The sequence below is a fragment of the Rufibacter latericius genome (genome assembly GCF_003721515.1).
In the GTDB taxonomy this organism is placed as follows: Bacteria; Bacteroidota; Bacteroidia; order Cytophagales; family Hymenobacteraceae; genus Nibribacter; species Nibribacter latericius.
The window spans coordinates 218,566-237,753 of the sequence record NZ_RJJD01000001.1; the positions used below are offsets into that span (position 1 = coordinate 218,566).

Consider the following 19,188-nt stretch of genomic DNA (forward strand, 5'->3'; position numbering starts at 1 on the left):
CGGCTTTATGGTTTCAGCCACATTTTGCCAAATCAAGCCGAAAACCAGACTTGACTATTTCTGGTTGTGCCACCTTTTTGGTTTCTTGACCAGACCAGACCAAACCACCAACTCATGAAACAAGCCTACCCTACTTTCAGACAATTCAAAAGCGTTGCTCCAGTTTGCATGGCCGCACTGCTTTCTTTGGCGGGCTGCACACGTCCTGCCTCCACGGCCAGCGCACCGGCTTCCGCTACCAATCCGCCCGCTTTCTCAGCCATTACTGAAGAAGACCTTCGCCACGACCTGTTCGCCATGGCCAGTGATAGCCTTCGGGGCCGCCGGGCAGGGGAAACCGAGGAACTCCGGGCCGCCACCTGGACCGCCGAACGCGCCCGCCTAGCCGGCTTGGAGCCAGCCGGGGACGACGGCACCTATTTCCAGTTCTTTCCGCTTCGCCGGACCCAGGTTTCGCCCCAAAGCCAAATTACCTTAGCCGGAAGAAAGCTGACCCTGAACAAAGACGTTTGGGTAACCTCGCCCATAGAAGGTCAGATATATGGGGCACCTGTCTGGCTGAACGCCCTATCTGATACCACCCGGCTGCAGGTGCGCGGAAAGATTGTGGTCATGAGAATGCTGCCGCCCACCACTTTACCCGCTCCGGGCATGAGTTTGTGGGGCTATCGGTACATCTTGTCAGCGGTGAGGCAGCAGGGAACCCTTTTGACCAGGGCCGGCGCATCTGCTATCGTTCTCCTCGCGGACTCTACTACCCAAGCCAACCTGGCTTTCGCCGGCCACGGGTTTGAGGAAGGAACCTATCAGTTAGAAGGAGCTACCCCAACCCAAACCAGCAGCCGGGCCGTTCCTATTTTGATTGCCTTACCCACCCTCAGCGGTCAGTCTTTGGAAGACCAATTACGCAAGGCCAACGGAACAGCCAGCCTCCACATCAAGGTAGACAGCTACCTTTATCCCTCGGCAAACGTGGTGGCCCGCGCTCCCGGATCAGACCCTACCCTGAAGAATGAATATGTACTTTTCAGCGGGCACCATGACCATGACGGAGTTGGAACCCCTATCAACGGAGATTCCATCTGGAACGGAGCCGATGACAACGGAACTGTCAACGTGGCCATGCTGGCCATTGCCCGCGCCTGGAAACAAACCCCGGGGCAACGCTCGGCTTTGTTTGTATGGCACGGCGCCGAGGAACGTGGCCTGCTGGGCTCCCGCTGGTACGCCGAGAACCCTACGGTCAAGAAAGAGTCTATTGTAGCAGTGCTGAACGGAGACATGATAGGAAGAAACGCACCCGACTCGGCGGCTTTGCTAGGCTCCACCCTGCCCCACCGCAACTCACAGGCCTTGGTGGACATGGCCCTTCAGGCGAATCAGAACTTTACCAAATTCAAGCTGGATACTTCCTGGGATGATCAAAAGCACCCCGAGGGCTGGTATTTCCGGAGCGATCACCTCCCTTATGCCCGCGTAGGTATCCCTGCTATCTTCTTCACCACCCTCCTGCACCCCGACTACCACACCCCAAAGGATGAAGCCGATAAAATCGACTACAAAAAATTGGCTAGGATGACTCGTTGGATGTACGCCACCGGTTGGGCCATTTCCAACACCCCGCAGCGCCCTACGGTAGATCCCGGTTTTAAATTGGAACGGTAAAAAGGTTTGTTAATTGATGATTCAGGTTTGCTTTGAGGCTGATTACACCAAAACAGGCATAAAACAGAAACCCCTCTGCAGTTCTGCAGAGGGGTTTCTGTTTTATGCAAGTGTAAGAACTATATAATCCTTTTAGCCCTAGTGCATCCATCTTCTATAATTCGTCTTGAATTATTAGCGTGCCGTGGTTGATGTTATTACCAACAACCTGTATTACAGTAGCTGGCGCAAGGGCAACCACAAGGGATTGCCCCTCCAGAGGAACGCCATGATCAGCAGATGTAAACACCCCCTTTTTAACTTACCTGAGGGGAGACTCCACTTTGGCAAGCGCTTATGGCTTCATTTCAGCAAAACAGGCTCTAAACGGATATGGCTTTTCTAAGCACTCAATGCCAGCAACTCTTTCGCGCTTTGGAAGGCGTTCTCTGAAGGGTTCGCCCCGGCAATCATCTGCGCGATTTCCACCACCCGTTCTTCGTGGCTCAACTGACGGATGCGGCTCACGGTGCGCTCTGCCCTATCCTCTTTGTAAACGAAGTAATGGGTTTCACCCTGGGCAGCCATCTGCGGCAAATGCGAGATGCAGATCAACTGGTGCTTCTGCGACATCTGTTGCATCATTTTACCCACTTTTACGGCAATCTCCCCGGAGATACCGGTGTCAATCTCATCGAAGATAATGGTTGGCAGGGCGGTTTTATCGGCGAGAAGGTACTTCACGCAGAGCATCAGACGGGAGAACTCTCCGCCCGAGGCGGCTTTGCTCAAGGTCTGCGGGGCAGCACCCTTGTTCGCGCTGAACAGGATGTTGACAATATCAATACCGGTTGGCGCGGGGACTGATGTTTTATGTTCCATGACTACCCGGGCGTTTGGCATACCCAACTCGGAGAGCAGGCTATGCAATTCATCCTGGAAAATGGTGAAAACACGCGTGCGGCTATCTGATAATTCCTGGGCACGGGTTTCCACTTCCTCCAAGGCGGCAGCCAGCGCTTTCCGGGTTTTCTCAATGGCGGCATCCAGGTTGTGGACGCTGCTCACCTTTACCTCCAACTCGGCCTGAAGGGTTAGCAGTTCCTCAACGGTACGCACCTGGTGCTTGCGCTGTTGGGTATAAATCAGGTCCAGGCGCTCCTGCAGTTGCTCGGCGCGCTGTGGATCTGCCTCGGTTTTACGTTCGGCATCTTCGAGCTCCCCTGCAATGTCGTTGAGCTCGATGAGACAACTGTCCAGGCGCTCTTTCAGGGTCTGAAAACTTTCGCCGAACTCCGTCACTTGTCCTACCAGGTGACTGGCGTCTTTAAGCGCCCCAGCGGCGTTGTACTCGCTTTCCGAGATATACTGCAAGGCCTGGCTCAGCTTCAGCTTTATTTCCTCGGCATGCTCCAGTTGCTTCAGCTCTATCTCGTGGCTTTCCTGTTCCTCAGGCTGAAAGTTGGCTTCGGAGAGTTCGTTCAGGAGGTACGTATTGTAGTCCAGTTCCTTTTCAGATTGGGCCAGTTGTTTCTCCAGGTCTTTGTACTCCCGCTCCAGCTTCTTATAGGTGCGGTAAGCCATGCCGTATTGGTTCCGCAGTTCCTCGTTCTGGGCGTACAAATCCACGATGTTCAGCTGGTATGCCTGGTCGCCCAATAGCAGCGTGTCGTGCTGAGAGTGGATGTCCATGAGCTGCTCCCCGATGCGGCGCAACTGATCCAGGGTCACGGGCGTGTCATTCACGAACGCGCGTGATTTCCCCGAGGGGCTGATTTCGCGGCGCAGCAAGCTCACGGGTTCAAAGTCAAGGTCCTCTTCCTCAAAAAAGGGCCGCAGGTTGTATTCCGCAATATCAAAGGAGCCTTCAATCACGCACTTCTCGTTCTGGTTGAACAGCAGTTTAGAATCGGCGCGGTTTCCCAGCAAAAGGCCAATGGCACCCAGCATGATGGACTTTCCGGCGCCGGTTTCCCCGGTGATAATGTTCAGCAGCGGCGAGGGTTGCAGCTCCAGCTGCTCAATAAGGGCGTAATTTTTTATCTTAAGATCTACGAGCATAAGGTAGGAATGCCTGTTTCTGTTTTGCGTGTATGGTGTACTCCAATAGACAAAGATGCTAATTTATTTAGTCTCGAAACTAATAAATATAGCCTAATATTTATTTAACGAAAACCGCTGCCGCGATTGGAAAATCCTATCAAAGCCAGGTTCCTCTTGCAGTACGTGCGAAGAGGGTAAACGGTACAACTTCTCTACGTACTGGTCCTTGGTCCGGAATCATCAACAACCTTCACCTCCTCTCTGTTCCAGTCATCGGCATAAAACCCGCCCTTTTACTTAATCGAAAACCAATGGATTTTTGCCGAACAACGGCTTCTAAAGAAACGTGATTTTTCTCTCATTGTAAAGTCCTGCCCACTTGGAAGATGAAGTACTCCGGAATGATGCATCGGGTCAACCCATACCTTTGCCCTTTAGGCCTGGTTTTGAAAAACTGGCCTGAAAACGGAAGCTAAAAACATTCCTCAAGAAGAACCTTCACAAGCTGATCATTTGAGTTGTTTATGCTGTTTGTCAAGGCTTTCGAATGCCCCAAAGCTAAAACGAGTGCTCCTACTTCTGCTTTGAACTGGCAGAAGAGGGAGCACTCGTTTTACAGGTATTTTCCTGAAAATAGGCCTTAAACAGAGACTTAGCGCCTAGTCAGTGGCTCATATTTGGCACGGTTGGTTGGGTCTACCTGGGTAAGGAGATCGTAGGCTTGCTGTTTTTGGGCCGGGGTGGCAGAGGCGAAGGCGTTGCTCAACTCGGTGGCTTTGGCCTCAAAGAAAGACCGGAGGGCAGCGGCTCCTGGCCTGATACGAGCCACCTGCTGAATGTTACGCAGGGCTTCCAGGATATTCTGGCGGGCTTTCTCAGGGTCTTGGGTCATCAGATCTAACCCTTGGCGGTGATACAGGTAAAGGGCCGAACGCAAAGGTTCAAACTGGGGGTCTTGCAGGTTATTGATGAGCCAATAACGGTTACGGGTATCGGCGGTGGCGCTCCATCCGCCCCCGGCCGCGCCGGCAGACGTCACCAGGTTCACAATGTTATTGGCCTCTGCCAAGGCATTGGCTCCACCTAGCCGTGAGAAGCTGTCATTGTCCATTCCGATGATGGTGTAAGCATAGAAAGACAGGATGGCCGTTAAGTTGGAGGTATAGGTATTAGGCGCGTACTGCAAAGGTTGCGCCGGGTTGTACTCAAACTCAAACTTGGTGTCTACAAAAGAAAGCACCGTGGTCTCATAACCGGTACCGTAAGTTGGCCTACTGGAGATGATCTGGGTATTGGCCTCGTACACGCCAATCTGGGGCATGGCCCGAAGCGTGATGAACATTTTGCACCGGATGCGCTCCTCGTTCTGGTAGACATCGCTGGTCCAGCGGGTGTTGTTCATGATCTCGGAGATGGCGTTCTGCATCTGCTGAAACACCTGCCGGTCGGTGGCCTGTACCTGCTCGCTGTTCACGGTCACCTCGCAACGCAGTTCCTGCGCCTGTACCCAGAACGGAAACAGAAGTGTCAGCAACACCCCTCCTATTTTTTTTGCAAACATGCCCATTCAGCTTTAATGGATTCCAGAATATCTTGTGCTACCTCGTCCTTGGTTTTGAGTTCGTATTCCTCTACGGTTTCCGCCTTTACGATGGTGATTTTATTGGTATCATGCTTGAACCCGGCACCAGGATCACGGAGGGAGTTGAGCACCACCATATCCAGGTTCTTTTTCAAGAGCTTGCCGCGGGCATTCTCCAGTTCCTGATCGGTTTCCAGGGCGAAGCCTACGGCAAACTGATCAATGCGCTTCTGCTGGCCCAGGGTAGCTGCTATATCAACGTTCTTTACCAGCTCAATGGTAAAAGTTGCGTCGCTTTTTTTTATTTTGGAAGCAGCGGTATCCTTCGGTTTGTAATCAGCCACAGCCGCCGCGAAAATCCAGAGATCGGCTTCAGGTGCGATCTGGGCGCAGGCGGCAAACATTTCATCGGCGGTCATGACATTCGTGAGGTGTACCTGCGAATGCTTTAACGTAAGTGCTGTGGGACCGGAAACCAGGAAAATCTCGGCTCCTTCATCAGCCAGGCTTTTTGCCAAAGCGTAGCCCATTTTGCCGGTGGAATGATTCCCGATGAAGCGTACCGGGTCCAGGGGCTCATAGGTAGGCCCGGCAGTGATCAAGACTTTCTTGCCGCTAAACAATGTTCTGTGAGATAAAATGCTGTTGTAAAACCTGAACAATCTCCTCGGGCTCGGCCAGCCGTCCCTGCCCTATCAATCCGCTGGCGAGTTCCCCGTGCCCCGCTTCAATCACGTGGTTCCCGTAAGAGCGCAACAACCGGAAATTTTCCTGCACGGCCGGGTGCTGGTACATGTCCAGGTCCATGGCCGGGGCCACAAACACGGGGCAGCGCGCCGAGAGGTACGTAGCTGACAAAAGGTTATCGCACAGGCCGTGGGCGAACTTGCCTACCGTATTGGCACTGGCAGGCGCTATGACCATGGCATCGGCCCAGAGGCCCAGTTCCACGTGATTGTGCCAGAGCCCGGAGTTGTCATCGCGCACGAACTCGGTTAAGACCGGCCGTTTGGAGAGGGTAGCTAAAGTGACAGGGGTTATAAAAGCAGAAGCAGAAGTGGTCAGGATCACCTGCACTTCTGCTTCTGCTTTGATGAGGAGCCGCACCAGCAACGCCGCTTTGTACGCCGCTATGCTACCGCAAACCCCCAGGAGTATTTTCTTATGCCGAAGCATTCAGAAACGGGTAATTAAAACGCGGAAGAGGTTTGCTCTTCGTCATCGGCGTTCCGGAAGTATACTTTTCCTTCTACAAACTCTTCGATGGCCATGTTGGTAGGCTTAGGAAGGCGCTCATAGTATTTAGATATCTCAATCTGCTCGCGGTTCTCAAACACCTCTTCCAGGTTATCCACGGTGGTGGCAAACTCGGCCAGTTTGGAGTTCAATTCCTCTTTCACCTTCACGGCAATCTGGTTGGCACGCTTAGAGATAATGGAAATAGACTCATATACGTTACCGGTCTCAACCGCCAGGTCAGAAATGTTACGCGTTACGATAGATGCTGGTACTTGGGCCATATGTCTAGTGAATTGGGGTTTACAAAATTATTTAGTGGTTGCCGTTGCAGCGGCGGGAGCAGGCGTCTTGCTCAGTTTCTCCAAAGCCTCGCGACTAGCGTCGTACAGGTTCTCAGCGTTACGCAGGTACTTGCTTTTAGGATAGGCATCCACAAAGGTTTGGTACATGGTCACCACCTCGGCATAACGATCGCGCTGCTTTGACTCAATACTTTCCTTGGCGTAGTTGTACTGGGCATCTATGCGCAGGAAGGCCGCCTCCTCGTTGTACACTGAGGACGGATAGCTCTTCCGGAAGTTCTCCAGGGTCACTACCGCCGCTTTGTAGTACTGCGGATCGTAGTTGGTGAGTTTGTAGTACTGTTTGGCGTTCTCAAAGGCTTTTACCTCAATCTTACGGGAAAGCTCATCATAGATGGTGTTGGCTTCCTGCATGTATTTGCTTTGCGGGTACCGGCGCATGAATTCCTGCAGGGCAGACATCGCCTGAACGGTGTTCTGTTGGTCCAGGTTCTCAGACGGAGATTCGTTGGTCAACGAGCGGGCGTTCATGAAAGCGGCCTCTTCGGCGTACTGGCTGCGTGGAAACGTTTGCCCGAACGAGGTGAAATGGAAAGAGCTCTCCAGGTACAGTTGCTGGTGGTATTTGGTATACGCGTACAGGAAATTGGCCTTCTCGTACTCGCTGCGGCCTTTTAACAGGGGCATGAGGTCTTCCAGCAACGCTCCGGCTTTTTCATACTCTTCTTTTTCATAGTAAGAGAGAGCCGCGGCGTACTTCTTGTCTACGTCGTCGCTTTTCAGGATCTTATTGTATTGCCCACAAGCGCCTAAAAGAAAGACGATGAGCACCAGGGGCAAATAGGAAAGAATGCGTTTGGTCATAAGCGCGCAAAAATAACGAAAAATTTTTGAATATACATATAACGAAGAACCAAGGCCCTAGAGTATACCCTCATCAGATCAGGAACCCATCCGTTTGAAACCCGGCCCACTTCTTACAGGCCTTTTTGGAACAGCTTGCTTTTGCACGGGCGCCGGCAAGACAGGTTTCGCGGTACTGGTGGTAGGCGCCTTCGATTTGTCCCCGGTTACTCCCGATGCTTTGCTTTTGTTGGTTTGACCAGCCTTGGCAGAAACCGGGGGAACAGCGGTGCGTCCTTTTGGTTTGGGAGCGGTTTTCTTACCACCCCTTTTCTGAAGCACAAACGCGCGGGTGGGTTTTTCATCGCTGCGCCACTCAAAGCCCTTCAGACGTTTGTCGGGGTCTTTAAGTTCATGGGGCGGAATAAGTTTGGCATCTGGCTGTTCCAGGAACGTGATGTACTGCACCTTTCCTTCGTCGAACATCATGCGCATGTCACTGCTCACGGCCCGGTTCATGCCCATGGTGGTGGTATCGCCCTGCAGGGCGAAGTAAAGGCTTTCAGCGTTCCCGTTCACGTCTATTCGCCGAATCTTGCCTTTGGCGAACCGGGCTACCATGTTGCGCCCTTTCACCTGGTTATAATTTTCCAGCGTGTCAATAGATATGGCGAAGGAGTTCCCGAACATCCGCATCTGGTCCACGGTATTGCCGCGCAGTTGCATGACCACGCTGTCAGCGGTCATCTGGTTTTTATTGGCCCACAAACGCGGGTTGCGGTCCATGAAGATGATGGAGTCTTGCTGGTCATAGGTCAGCGAGTCGCACAGGCCCTGCAGGTCAGACTTGAAGATGCGCACATCGTGGTACGCGAACAGTTTGCCCTTTTTGGTTTTGTCTTTCACGTTCTCCACCGAGACCAGCGTATCAGCGGAAAGGTACATGGTATCGCGTTTGGAAATGGTACGCAACACCGGCGACCCGTAGACTTTGGCCCTCCCCTTTGCCCGCCAGTACAGCGCCGTCTGCCCGGTAATGATGGTAGTGTCTTTGATGGACGTCATGGACACGTTCTTGGAGGCGGTATAGTACTCCTTGAATTTGTCATAAGTCAACACTTCGCCTTTGATAAGGTAATCGGGGGTTTTGATGCTGGCGTTGCCCCGGAAGTTAGACTCGCGGGTGACGGTGTTGTAGGTGCCGCGGTTAGCGTACAGCGTGCCGTCCGGAGATTTAATAGTAGTCGGCCCGAAAAACTCCACCACTTTGGTCACCGTGTTATAGGACATGGTATCGCTCAGCACCTCGGCATTCTGGCCTATGTATTTGATGTTTTTCTTGAAGGTAAGAACTTTGTCTTCAGAGGTGTAGGTACCCAACTGGCTGTTGATGGTGTAATCAGGACCCACAATGTTCCCGGCCTGGGTATAGTAGGCGCGTTTGGCATTCAAATCATAATCCAGCGAAGGGGTGGTGAGGGTCATCTGCTCGTCGCGCAGGGTTACGCCGCCGCGCATGTTGGCGATGCGGCGGGTACCGTCATAGCTGGCGGTGGCGCTGGTGGCATCCATACCGGGCTGAGTGATGTGCACGTTCCCAAAAACCTCCAGCTTGTTGCGGTCGCTGGCGTACTGATAGGCCGAGTCTGAAGTCAACGTAGTCTGGCCCTGGCGCATGACCACGTTGCCCAGTAACCGCCGCACCTCCTCGCCGTTGTACCTACCAGACTGCAACGTACTCGCCGATACCTCCACCGGTTGCCCGTTCCCTTGTGGCGCGGAAGCGGGTGTGCCCTGCCCAAAAGCCAAAACAACCGAGAACAGGGAGAAAAGAGATACTAAACCTATCTTTGTGAACTTCATCAATTCGTGTAATAGAAACAAAATTACTAAAAATACCCTTCCTTCACCGATGCTCGAGAAAGTTTTACACTATATAACCACCCACCAACTGGCATCTGCCGAGACTCGCATTCTGGCCGCCGTCAGCGGAGGCCTTGATTCAGTGGTCTTAGCCGATGTCCTGCACCGCCTCAAATTCCCGTTTGCGGTGCTGCACTGCAATTTCGGGCTACGCGGCGAGGAATCTGAGGCCGATGAGTTGTTTGTGCGCAAGCTGGCCAAACAGTACGACGCGCCTTTTTACAGCGAGCAGTTCCAGACCCAAGCCTTTGCCGAGCAGGAAGGCATCTCCACCCAAATGGCGGCCCGCACCCTGCGCTACCAATGGTTTGAGCAGATGCGCCAGCAATTGGGCTATGACCTTATCGCCACGGCGCACCACCAGTCCGATGCCCTGGAAACTGTGCTATTGAATCTGGTGCGCGGCACCGGTTTGGCCGGACTTCACGGAATTCTGCCCAAAAACGGGAACCTCATCCGTCCGCTGCTGGGCCTCACCAAAGACGATCTGTATGACTGGTTGGTAGCCAAACGCCTAGCCTGGCGGGAAGATTCCAGCAACGAGAGCCGAAAGTACAACCGCAACCTGGTGCGCCATGAGGTCATCCCGGTGCTCAAGAAACTAAACCCCAACCTGGAAGAGACTTTCACCTCCACGCTGGAAAGGCTGCAAGGTGCCGAGGCCGTTTTTCAGGCCTCTTTTCTGGAAATGAAGGCTAAAACGCAACGCGTGGAGAACGGAGCTACCTATCTTTCTATTGCCCCGCTGCAAGCCAGCCCCGCGCCCGTGGTTCTGCTGCACGAGCTGCTAAAACCGTTCCACTTCTCCTACAGCCAAGCCCAGGAAATCGCGGCTGCCTGGGAAGCCCAGTCTGGCAAAACGTTCTCCTCTCCTACCCACGTGCTGGTAAAAGACCGCGAGGACCTGGTCATCACCGCCAAGCCGCTGGAGAAATTCGGGAGCGTGACTGTGCCGGAGGAGACCACTGAACTGCGTTTCGGCCCTTATTTGGCCAAATTCAACCGAAAACCCGCTGAGGGCTACAAGGTGCCGCGCTCCAAAGACGTGGCCGCCTTAGACGCTGATCTGGTGAAGTTCCCGCTTAAGCTGCGCCCTTGGAAAGAAGGTGACTGGTTTATCCCACTAGGCATGAACGGCAAGAAAAAAGTAAGCGACCTGCTCATCGACCGTAAAATCCCGGCCAACCTTAAACCCGATGTCTGGGTATTAGTCTCGGACGCGTCGCTGACGTGGGTCTTGGGCCAGCAACTGGACAACCGGTTCAAAGTCACGGAGAACACCCAGCAAGTTCTGGAAATCACCGTCACCCGGGCTTAATTATTCATTGTTGATTGCTGATTGTTGATTGTTCTTGAATGGTCATCACTTCAGCCAGATTATTGGCAAATAGAAAAAGAGACTAATTTGCGTTTAGGGGCTGTTTTTAGAAAAACAGCCCCTAAACAACAATCAACAATTAACAATCAGCAATTAATAATTTTCAGGTGGCGGGGTTTTTCCTAAATTCACCGCGTAGTCTAGATAAGTACATTAACCTAACCAAAATAAAACAGAATGAAAGTAACCGTAGTTGGAGCTGGTAACGTTGGGGCCACCTGTGCCGACGTTTTAGCGTACCGCGAAATCGCCAATGAAGTAGTGTTAGTGGATATCAAAGAAGGCTTCGCCGAAGGCAAGGCATTGGATATCTGGCAGAAATCGCCGATTAACCTGTATGACACCCGCACCGTGGGTGTTACCAATGATTATACCCGCACTGCCAACTCTGACGTGGTGGTGATTACTTCCGGTTTGCCCCGCAAGCCCGGCATGACCCGCGACGACCTGATCAGCACCAACGCCGGCATCGTTCGTTCCGTGACCGAGAACGTGATCAAGCACTCGCCTGAGGCCATCATTATTGTGGTGTCTAACCCGCTGGATGTGATGACTTACGCGGCTCATATCACCTCTAAACTGCCCCGCACCAAAGTAATGGGAATGGCCGGTATCCTGGATACCGCCCGCTACCGCGCGTTCCTGGCCGAGGAACTGAATGTGTCTCCCAAAGACATCCAGGCGGTTCTGATGGGTGGCCACGGCGATACCATGGTTCCGCTTCCGCGCTATACTACGGTTGGTGGTATCCCGGTAACCGAACTGATTGACTCTGCCAAACTGGACGCCATTGTAGACCGCACCAAAAACGGTGGTGGCGAACTGGTGAAACTGATGGGTACCTCCGCCTGGTATGCTCCGGGTTCAGCAGCTGCCCAAATGGTAGAAGCCATCGTGCGCGACCAGAAACGCGTATTCCCGGTTTGTATCAAACTAGAAGGCGAATACGGCATCAACGGCACTTACCTGGGTGTACCGGTGGTGCTAGGTAAAAACGGTATTGAGAAAGTAATTGAGCTGCAACTGAACGAAGACGAAATGGCCTTGTTGAGAGCCTCTGAGAAAGCCGTGCGCGAAGTAATGGACGTGTTGGATAACATGCCCGCCAACGCCTAAGCACTAGCTATAAACAGCCTTAAAACAGGAGAGCCCGGCCAATTAGCCGGGCTCTCCTGTTTTGGACCCATTCTGTAGAAAACGGCAATAAAACGATTTACTGCTTGTACACCATCCCATCCTTCATCACGAAACTCACCTGCTGCAACAGCTTAATATCCTGCAAAGGGTTCCCGCTTACGGCAACAAAGTCGGCGAACTTGCCCTTTTCAATGGTGCCCAGTCTAGCTGACATACCCAATAGATCAGCGGCGTAGACGGTGGCGGCTTTAATGGCTTCCATGGCGGGCATGCCTGCTTCTACCATGTATTCAAATTCTTTCGCGTTCCTTCCGTGCATGAACACTCCGGCATCGGTGCCGAAGGCGATCTTCACGCCTTTTTTGTACGCTTTCGCGAAAGTGCCCTGTAACTGAGGTCCGATGGCCAAAGCTTTGGGTGTCACCAAGGCTGGGTAGTAGCCTTTGATCTTTGCTGAATCGGCCACTGATTTTCCGGCGGTGAGGGTGGGTACGTACCAGGTGCCATTCTTTTTCATCAGGTTCATGGTTTCCTCATCCATCAGGGTGCCGTGCTCTACTGAGGTCACGCCCGCCCGCACGGCTCGTTTCATTCCTTCAGCTCCGTGGGCGTGCACCGCCACTTTCAGGCCCAGATCATTAGCCGTTTGCACAATGGCCCTGATTTCCTCCTCGGTGAACTGCGGGGCAGAGCCGTCTTTGGCTACGCTCAACACTCCGCCCGTGGACGCTATTTTAATCAAATCGGCTCCGTTCTTGTATTGGTAGCGCACGGCTTTCCGGCATTCATCAGGGCCGTTGGCTACGCCATGCGCCGGACCCGGATCGCCCTGGAGGTCAGCTCGGTAGCCGTTGGTGGGATCCATATGGCCGCCAGTGGCCGAGATGGCTTTGCCTACCACAAACATCCTCGGACCTTTTACCAGCCCCTGGTTAATGGCGTTGCGCAACTGCACATTCACGCCGCTTCCGCCCAAATCCCGAACGGTGGTAAAGCCCGCCATCAGGGTTTTCTCGGCGTAGTTGATGGACCGGAATGCAATGGTCCCTTGATTTAAGGAAAGCGCCTCGGCGTAGGCGGTGGGGCTGGTTTCACTTTCAAAGTGCACGTGCATGTCCATGAATCCTGGCATCACGGTTCTGTTTTTCAGATCGATGACCTTGGCCCCGGCAGTTGGAGTGGTGTAGCCTTTCTCCACGCTTACGATCTGGTTTCCGTCAATGATGATCGTCATCTCTGTTTGGGGCTGGTTTTTTACGCCGTCAATCAGGTTGCCGCAGTGCAGATACGTTCTTTGGGCCAGGGCCTCCATACTAGAAAAAACTACCAACGCAAAGGCAGCCACCGAGTAGAAATATTTCTTCATAGGGTAATAATCAGGGTAGGTTTAGATAGCCTAAAGTACTAAAATTCAGGAGAACTAGAGCGAAACCTGCCACTGCCGTTCGTGGCTCTATTTTATGGCCATTTTACACAAGTCAGGGTAAAACCAATTCTTACCGGGCTTTGCTTATCCCCTTGAAAATGGTTATCTTGACTACATAAAACACAGAAATTCATGGACCTAGCATTTTGGTGGTTTTGGCTCATTGCGGGCATCCTGCTGCTGGTGGCGGAGATGTTGACCGGAACCTTTTACCTCCTGTGGCTGGGCATTGCTGCACTGGTAGCTGCCGTGCTGGCCTACTTTTTCCCGGAAAACCTGTGGCTCCCGCCAGTTGGGGCCAGCTCCAGCGCCTTGCTGCTCCTGCTTTTGACCAAACCCCTGACTGCCCGGGCAAGACTGGCCCGCGGATACCATGACCCTTCTCACCAGCTGGTTAACCTGCATGGCGAGGTGGTGGAGAAAATAGCTCCCGGCCGGTTGGGCATTGTGCGGGTTGGGAACGAGGTCTGGTCCGCTAAGGCGCAGGAAGAGTTGGACATGGGGCAACGGGTTCTGGTGGTAAGCCAGAGCAGCACCGTTCTACAGGTAGTGCCCATCAAATAACCTCTGCCAGCTTTCCTCTGGCCAGGCAAAACCGTCATTTACTCACTTACACAATCCATTTCCTACAATTATGACCACCTCTCTTATTATTCTGGCCGCTGTTATTGTGCTATTGGCGCTTTCTGTCCGCATTATTCCGCAGCAGCGGGTGGGTGTGGTAGAACGGTTGGGCAAATTTCAGCGCCTCATGCACCCGGGACTGAACCTGTTCATTCCCATTGTGGACCGGGTGCGGGTGTACCATGACCTGCGCATCCAGCAGACGAACGTTCCGCCACAGTCGGTGATCACCCGGGACAACGTACAGGTGCTCATTGACACCATTGTGTTCTACCAGGTAGTGGGTCCCGAACAGGCGACTTACGGCATCTTTGACTACGTACTGGGCGTGCGGAACATCACTACGGCCACCATGCGCCAGATCATCGGGAATCTGGAACTGGACGAGACGCTTTCGGGCCGCGAGCGGATTTCCGCGGAAATCAGGACGGCGCTGGATGAGGCCACCGAAAAATGGGGCGTACGCATTGAACGCGTGGAGGTCATCGACATAAAACCGCCGCTGGACATCCAGGAAGCCATGGACAAACAGATGAAAGCCGAACGGAACCGCCGCGCCACCATTCTGGAGGCCGAGGCTGCCAAACAAGACATGATCCTACGGGCCGAGGGAGATAGGGCCAGTAAAATACTTCGGGCCGAGGGGGAACGGGCTGCCATGGAATTGGATGCTTTAGGCCAGGCCAAAGCCATCTCTGACATCGCCGAGGCCGAGAAAGCCCGTATTCGGTTGCTGATTGAGGCAGGGTTGGATGAACGGGTCCTCACCTATCGGTCCTTTGAGGCTTTGGAGAAAATGTCTATGGGACCAGCCAATAAAATCTTCCTGCCTACTGCCGCGGTAGAAACCTTGGGCAATATCGGGGCAATCGGAGACATGCTGAGAAGCAGCAAAGAGAAACCTGATTCCAGCCTCGTTTCGTTAAAACCAGCCCAAAACGGAGACAAGGTTTCCTGAAATGAGAACGCCTCCCTGATCAACTCAGGGAGGCGTTCTCATTTTAAGCAAAGGTGAATTTACTTCTGGCTGGCCTTAAAGAGCTTCTGCTTTTCTTCCTTGGTCAGGCTTTCATACCCCGATACCGAAATTTTATCCAGGATCTGGTCAATCTCCAACTGCGAAGGATTGCCGGGAGTACCAATAGAAGAAGACATGGAAGAACCGGCCGAGGCCGTGTAAGGCCGATTGGGGTTTTTATAAGCTACTTTCAACGGAGAACGGCGCTGGAACAACCCTCTGAAGAAGCCCAGAAAAGCCTGCAAGGGTCGTCCCATGTCAGAGCCCCGCTGCAACTGGCGTACGTAGAAAAAGCCCAGGATAGCCCCGCCCAAGTGGGCAATGTTTCCCCCCGCGTTTCCGCCGGTTGCCCCTGAAATGGAGAGCAGCACCATCACCAAGGCAATGTATTTGATCCGGATAGGCCCGATCAGAATGAGGTTGAAGGTGTAGTTAGGCAACAAAGTGGCAGCAGCCACCATAATAGCGATTACGCTGCCCGAAGCCCCCATCATGAAAGACCCCTCGGCCCGCAACTGCAGGTACGGAATGGTGTTGTAGCTCAGCAGGTAAATGAGTCCGCCGGCTAAACCGCCCAGCACGTACAGGTTCACCAGCCGTTTGTCTCCCAGGTACTCCCTTATCAACATCCCAAACCAGTACAGGTTGAGCATGTTGAACAGGATGTGGAAGAACTCCAGATGGGTGAAGAAATAGGTGATGATGGTCCAGAACCGGAACGCGAAGAGCTGCAGGTTAGAGGGCATGCTCAGGAACGTCATCAGGTACCCGAACGTGCCACCCGAGCCACTCAACGTCATGACCGTGCGCAGGATAATGAGTACCGCAAACACCACCACATTGAGGAAAATGAGTTGGTGCAGCGCATTATTCCCCCGGCTGAACGCTGAACGGATATCGTCAAAAATACTGGTCATAGGTTAATAGAAGTTGTTGCGTTGCCGCTCCCAAAGTTTCAATAATATATACGCAAAAAGCATCCCGCCCAAATGCGCAAAGTGCGCCACGTTGTCGCCCGGGTTCCGGTTAAAGCCAGAGTACAACTCAAACGCCCCATACATAAGCACAAAGTACTTGGCCTTGATGGGAATAGGGAAAAATAGCAGCATGAGCTCGGTGTTAGGAAACAGCATGCCAAACGCCATCAGAATGCCAAACACCGCGCCCGAGGCTCCCAGCATGGGGCTGTTCAAAATCACCTCTGAGAGACGGGTCGCGTAGGCCTTGGCCTGCAGAATCAACTGGCCGTCAGTGGCGTTGCGGTTGAAATCAATCAGGAAAGACTCCAGGCTTCTTGGGTCTACCCCGGCTTTCTCCAGCAAATTCCGGAAATCAATAGGATCTGGGTTTTGCATGAACGCCGAGGCCCCTTCCAACACTTGGCTTATCTCATAGTAATGAACCGCCGAGTACAGAAAACTGGCCCCAAGCCCGGTGATCAGGTAAAAGGTAAGGAAGCGCATCTCGCCCCAGTACCTTTCCAGCATGGGTCCGAAGATAAACAAACTGAACATGTTGCTGAACAAGTGACCTAGGTTCCCGTGCATGAACATGTGGGTGACAAATTGATGCGGCCGGAAAGCCTCTGAGCGGATATCATGCAAGGCAAACAGTTCCGTAGGAAAAAGCCGATCGCTTAAAAAGAACATCAGCACGTTCAGAATAAGCAGGTTACGCACCATGGGCGTGATGGGTGGCATAGCAGGAGGTTAAGTATATATGGTTTAAAGGAAACGAAAAAGCCGGGCAAAACCATACCGCCCGGACTTTTTCTCCTTCTGTAACAGCGAACGAAAGTAATGGTTCTGATACAAACAGTACGGCAAAACACCCGCTATTGGTACCTTCGGCTGCCGAATTTATCTGCCTTCTGCCTGTTTTCTGGCCTAAATCCAGAAAAGCGCCTTAAAACTAGTTGCGAAGAAACAAGTCCTGAAGCTGTTCAGTTTGCAGAATCACCAGCGTCTTCTGGCCGCTGGGCGTGTAATTAGGTACCTGGCACCCAAACAGGCGATCTACCAGCGCGTTCATCTCCTGATCACTCAGGCGGCCGGTAAGCCGCGAAGCCACGCGTTTGGCCATGGCTCGGGCCAGGTTCTCCTGCCGGTCTACTTTCAGCGAACTCAGGTTGTTTTTGTATTGCTCCAGCAGCCCTTCTATCAGCTCTTTTTCATCGCGCAGCGGGATCTCCGCCGGAATGCCGTTTACCACCAGCGTATTGTTCCCGAAATCATTGAACACGAAGCCCAGCGCCGTGAATTCCTCAGACAACTCCATCACCAGCGAGAAATCGGCGGGCGAGAGTTGGAGGGTCTGTGGGAAGAGCAGTTGCTGCGAGGCACCAGTGCGTTTGCCCAGAGCCTGGCTGTATTTCTCATAAAGGATGCGTTCCTGCGCCGCCTGCTGGTCTACCACCATCAAACCAGACTTTACTTGTACCATCAAATACTTCTGGTGCACCTGCAGGGTCTTGGAGCCGCCGGTTACGCCCGCCTTGGCCGGTGCGAAAGAATCTTCCTCTTCCTCGGGGAACAGGGTAGTGTCTTCTGAGTTGGCGCGGGAAACCTCGCGGGTAGGGGCAAAATCTGAATAGCTCTCTCCCCTGCCACCGCCCGAAGCCCGGGAAGGAAAAGTAGTAGGTTGGTGGTGACTTGACGATGACCTGGGTGCCTGCGCGGGAGCGGTCTCAAAATCCATGGAGGCCGGGAATTTCATGGGCTGCAGCGGCATGTAGTTCACATCAGCCCCAAAGTCCAGCGACGGCGCGATGTTGTGCAATCCCAGGCTCTGTTTCACGGCCGCCCGCACAATGGCGTACACGGTTTTCTCGTCCTCGAACTTGATCTCGGTCTTGGTGGGGTGCACGTTAATGTCTATCGTTTCCGGCGCGATTTCCAGAAAAAGCACGTAAAACGGAAAACTGTCCTTTGGCAGCAGGCCTTCGAAGGCGGTGAGCACCGCGTGGTTCAGGTACTGGCTTTTAATGTAGCGGTTGTTCACGAAGAAAAACTGCTCTCCGCGGCTCTTGCGGGCAAACTCCGGTTTCCCGATGTAGCCTTTGACGGTCAGGAAGGGCGTGGTTTCCTCACAGGAGGCCATCTGCTCTTTATAGTCCTTCCCGAACATGCTCACAATGCGCTGGCTTAGTTTGCCGGCGGGCAGGTTCATGACCTCCACCTCGTTTTGGTACAAAGCGAAAGCGATCTCAGGGTTTGCGAGGGCCACGCGCTGGAACTCGTCCAGAATATGGCGCATCTCCACGGGGTTACTTTTCAGGAAGTTTCGGCGGGCGGGCACGTTGAAGAATAGGTTCTTCACGCTTACCACCGTTCCCTCGCCCATGGCCACAGGCTCCTGCTTGATGACCTCGTTTCCTTCAATGGTCAGGCAGGTGCCTAGTTCCGCCCCCCGGGCGCGGGTTTTCATCTCCACCTGGGCTACGGCTGCAATGGAAGCCATCGCCTCGCCCCGGAACCCCATCGTCTTGATGCGGAACAGGTCTTCGGTGGTTTTTATTTTAGAGGTGGCGTGGCGCTCAAAACACATGCGGGCATCGGTCTCCGTCATGCCTACGCCGTCGTCCACTACTTGAATGAGCTGTTTGCCTGCATCTTTGATAATCAAGGTTACGCTGCTGCTGCGCGCGTCTACGCTATTCTCCAACAACTCCTTTACCACGGAGGCCGGGCGCTGCACCACCTCGCCGGCGGCGATCTGGTTGGCCAGGTACTCGGGTAACAATCGGATAATATCTGCCATAAATCTTCCCTGCGTAGTGTGATTTGAACTGTCTTTGCACCGCTTTTCCCAAGGCCAAACCATGTGGCCCGGGTATTTTTTACCGCGCAAAAGCAAAATTTTCAGTAATATTACGAGCTTAAACGGCGGCCTAACCTCCCTCACCTTCTGGCTTTTCGCTTCTTTCCCGCTCCTTTTGCCCGGCCTTTTGGCGCGGGTTTTATGGAAACGGGCCTGAAACCGAATCATAGAGGGGGCGGCCCTGAACAAATCCGCTTTACAGCCGTTTTC

The 19,188-nt window shown here is 53.3% G+C and carries 16 protein-coding genes; 5 read left to right on the forward strand and 11 right to left on the reverse strand.

The window, feature by feature from the left end; translation table 11 throughout:
• Nucleotides 1–114 precede the first annotated feature (114 nt).
• Nucleotides 115–1,665: a M28 family metallopeptidase gene (locus EFB08_RS00860; RefSeq protein ID WP_227006155.1), complete on the forward strand. Its 1,551-nt coding sequence runs from the start codon at nucleotides 115–117 to the stop codon at nucleotides 1,663–1,665.
• Nucleotides 1,666–2,046: 381 nt separating this feature from the next.
• On the opposite strand, the gene recN is transcribed toward EFB08_RS00860, so the two are convergent.
• The 7 genes from recN to EFB08_RS00895 form a co-directional block, all read right to left on the reverse strand.
• Nucleotides 2,047–3,705, reverse strand: a complete 1,659-nt coding sequence (gene recN, locus EFB08_RS00865; protein ID WP_123125024.1) for a DNA repair protein RecN — start codon at nucleotides 3,703–3,705, stop codon at nucleotides 2,047–2,049.
• Nucleotides 3,706–4,339: 634 nt separating this feature from the next.
• Nucleotides 4,340–5,248, reverse strand: coding sequence for a type IX secretion system protein PorD (gene porD, locus EFB08_RS00870; RefSeq protein ID WP_165864766.1), 909 nt, complete (start codon nucleotides 5,246–5,248; stop codon nucleotides 4,340–4,342).
• Nucleotides 5,230–5,871 (reverse strand): phosphopantothenoylcysteine decarboxylase, encoded by a 642-nt coding sequence (locus tag EFB08_RS23945; RefSeq protein ID WP_317125573.1) that lies wholly within the window; start codon nucleotides 5,869–5,871, stop codon nucleotides 5,230–5,232. Before EFB08_RS23945 ends, porD begins: the two co-directional genes overlap by 19 nt.
• 13 nt (nucleotides 5,872–5,884) lie before the next feature.
• The gene (locus tag EFB08_RS23950; RefSeq protein WP_123125027.1) at nucleotides 5,885–6,445 is read right to left on the reverse strand and encodes a flavoprotein; all 561 of its coding nucleotides are present in this window, start codon (nucleotides 6,443–6,445) and stop codon (nucleotides 5,885–5,887) included.
• A gap of 14 nt (nucleotides 6,446–6,459) precedes the next feature.
• Nucleotides 6,460–6,789 carry a DNA-directed RNA polymerase subunit omega gene (locus EFB08_RS00885; protein WP_123125028.1) on the reverse strand — a complete coding sequence of 110 codons (330 nt, stop codon included), beginning with the start codon at nucleotides 6,787–6,789 and terminating at the stop codon, nucleotides 6,460–6,462.
• Nucleotides 6,790–6,816: 27 nt separating this feature from the next.
• Nucleotides 6,817–7,674 carry an outer membrane protein assembly factor BamD gene (locus tag EFB08_RS00890; RefSeq protein WP_227006156.1) on the reverse strand — a complete coding sequence of 286 codons (858 nt, stop codon included), beginning with the start codon at nucleotides 7,672–7,674 and terminating at the stop codon, nucleotides 6,817–6,819.
• 78 nt (nucleotides 7,675–7,752) lie between these two features.
• On the reverse strand, nucleotides 7,753–9,516 hold the full coding sequence (locus EFB08_RS00895) for an OstA-like protein (RefSeq protein ID WP_125077616.1): 1,764 nt from the start codon (nucleotides 9,514–9,516) through the stop codon (nucleotides 7,753–7,755).
• Nucleotides 9,517–9,565: 49 nt separating this feature from the next.
• Between EFB08_RS00895 and tilS the strand changes: the two genes are divergently transcribed.
• Complete coding sequence (tilS, locus tag EFB08_RS00900) at nucleotides 9,566–10,894, forward strand: tRNA lysidine(34) synthetase TilS (protein WP_123125030.1); 1,329 nt, start codon at nucleotides 9,566–9,568, stop codon at nucleotides 10,892–10,894.
• A 237-nt stretch (nucleotides 10,895–11,131) separates the two neighbouring features.
• On the forward strand, nucleotides 11,132–12,070 hold the full coding sequence (gene mdh / locus EFB08_RS00905) for a malate dehydrogenase (RefSeq protein WP_123125031.1): 939 nt from the start codon (nucleotides 11,132–11,134) through the stop codon (nucleotides 12,068–12,070).
• 97 nt (nucleotides 12,071–12,167) lie between these two features.
• On the opposite strand, the gene EFB08_RS00910 is transcribed toward mdh, so the two are convergent.
• Entirely contained in the window at nucleotides 12,168–13,457 is a 1,290-nt protein-coding gene (locus EFB08_RS00910) for a metal-dependent hydrolase family protein (RefSeq protein WP_123125032.1), read from the reverse strand.
• Between the two features lie 192 nt (nucleotides 13,458–13,649).
• Here EFB08_RS00910 and EFB08_RS00915 point away from each other — a divergent pair, with 192 nt between their 5' ends.
• Both EFB08_RS00915 and EFB08_RS00920 read left to right on the forward strand, forming a co-directional pair.
• The gene (locus EFB08_RS00915; protein ID WP_123125033.1) at nucleotides 13,650–14,081 is read left to right on the forward strand and encodes an NfeD family protein; all 432 of its coding nucleotides are present in this window, start codon (nucleotides 13,650–13,652) and stop codon (nucleotides 14,079–14,081) included.
• 70 nt (nucleotides 14,082–14,151) lie between these two features.
• Nucleotides 14,152–15,099: an SPFH domain-containing protein gene (locus EFB08_RS00920; protein WP_123125034.1), complete on the forward strand. Its 948-nt coding sequence runs from the start codon at nucleotides 14,152–14,154 to the stop codon at nucleotides 15,097–15,099.
• 59 nt (nucleotides 15,100–15,158) lie between these two features.
• Here EFB08_RS00920 and EFB08_RS00925 read toward each other — a convergent pair whose 3' ends face one another.
• The 3 genes from EFB08_RS00925 to mutL all read right to left on the reverse strand — a co-directional run bounded on the left by EFB08_RS00925 (nucleotide 15,159) and on the right by mutL (nucleotide 18,918).
• Entirely contained in the window at nucleotides 15,159–16,076 is a 918-nt protein-coding gene (locus EFB08_RS00925; protein ID WP_123125035.1) for a rhomboid family intramembrane serine protease, read from the reverse strand.
• A gap of 3 nt (nucleotides 16,077–16,079) precedes the next feature.
• On the reverse strand, nucleotides 16,080–16,859 hold the full coding sequence (locus EFB08_RS00930; protein ID WP_123125036.1) for a rhomboid family intramembrane serine protease: 780 nt from the start codon (nucleotides 16,857–16,859) through the stop codon (nucleotides 16,080–16,082).
• A 211-nt stretch (nucleotides 16,860–17,070) separates the two neighbouring features.
• Entirely contained in the window at nucleotides 17,071–18,918 is a 1,848-nt protein-coding gene (gene mutL, locus EFB08_RS00935; protein ID WP_123125586.1) for a DNA mismatch repair endonuclease MutL, read from the reverse strand.
• Nucleotides 18,919–19,188 lie beyond the last annotated feature (270 nt).

Coding starts and splice junctions, on each gene's coding strand:
- recN (WP_123125024.1), bottom strand. CDS start 3,705: ATGCTCGTAGATCTTAAGATAAAAAATTACGCCCTTATTGAGCAGCTG.
- EFB08_RS00885 (WP_123125028.1), bottom strand. CDS start 6,789: ATGGCCCAAGTACCAGCATCTATCGTAACGCGTAACATTTCTGACCTG.
- EFB08_RS00920 (WP_123125034.1), top strand. CDS start 14,152: ATGACCACCTCTCTTATTATTCTGGCCGCTGTTATTGTGCTATTGGCG.
- EFB08_RS00915 (WP_123125033.1), top strand. CDS start 13,650: ATGGACCTAGCATTTTGGTGGTTTTGGCTCATTGCGGGCATCCTGCTG.
- EFB08_RS00925 (WP_123125035.1), bottom strand. CDS start 16,076: ATGACCAGTATTTTTGACGATATCCGTTCAGCGTTCAGCCGGGGGAAT.
- EFB08_RS23950 (WP_123125027.1), bottom strand. CDS start 6,445: ATGCTTCGGCATAAGAAAATACTCCTGGGGGTTTGCGGTAGCATAGCG.
- EFB08_RS00895 (WP_125077616.1), bottom strand. CDS start 9,516: ATGAAGTTCACAAAGATAGGTTTAGTATCTCTTTTCTCCCTGTTCTCG.
- EFB08_RS00930 (WP_123125036.1), bottom strand. CDS start 16,859: ATGCCACCCATCACGCCCATGGTGCGTAACCTGCTTATTCTGAACGTG.
- EFB08_RS00860 (WP_227006155.1), top strand. CDS start 115: ATGAAACAAGCCTACCCTACTTTCAGACAATTCAAAAGCGTTGCTCCA.
- porD (WP_165864766.1), bottom strand. CDS start 5,248: ATGTTTGCAAAAAAAATAGGAGGGGTGTTGCTGACACTTCTGTTTCCG.
- tilS (WP_123125030.1), top strand. CDS start 9,566: ATGCTCGAGAAAGTTTTACACTATATAACCACCCACCAACTGGCATCT.
- EFB08_RS00910 (WP_123125032.1), bottom strand. CDS start 13,457: ATGAAGAAATATTTCTACTCGGTGGCTGCCTTTGCGTTGGTAGTTTTT.
- mdh (WP_123125031.1), top strand. CDS start 11,132: ATGAAAGTAACCGTAGTTGGAGCTGGTAACGTTGGGGCCACCTGTGCC.
- mutL (WP_123125586.1), bottom strand. CDS start 18,918: ATGGCAGATATTATCCGATTGTTACCCGAGTACCTGGCCAACCAGATC.
- EFB08_RS00890 (WP_227006156.1), bottom strand. CDS start 7,674: ATGACCAAACGCATTCTTTCCTATTTGCCCCTGGTGCTCATCGTCTTT.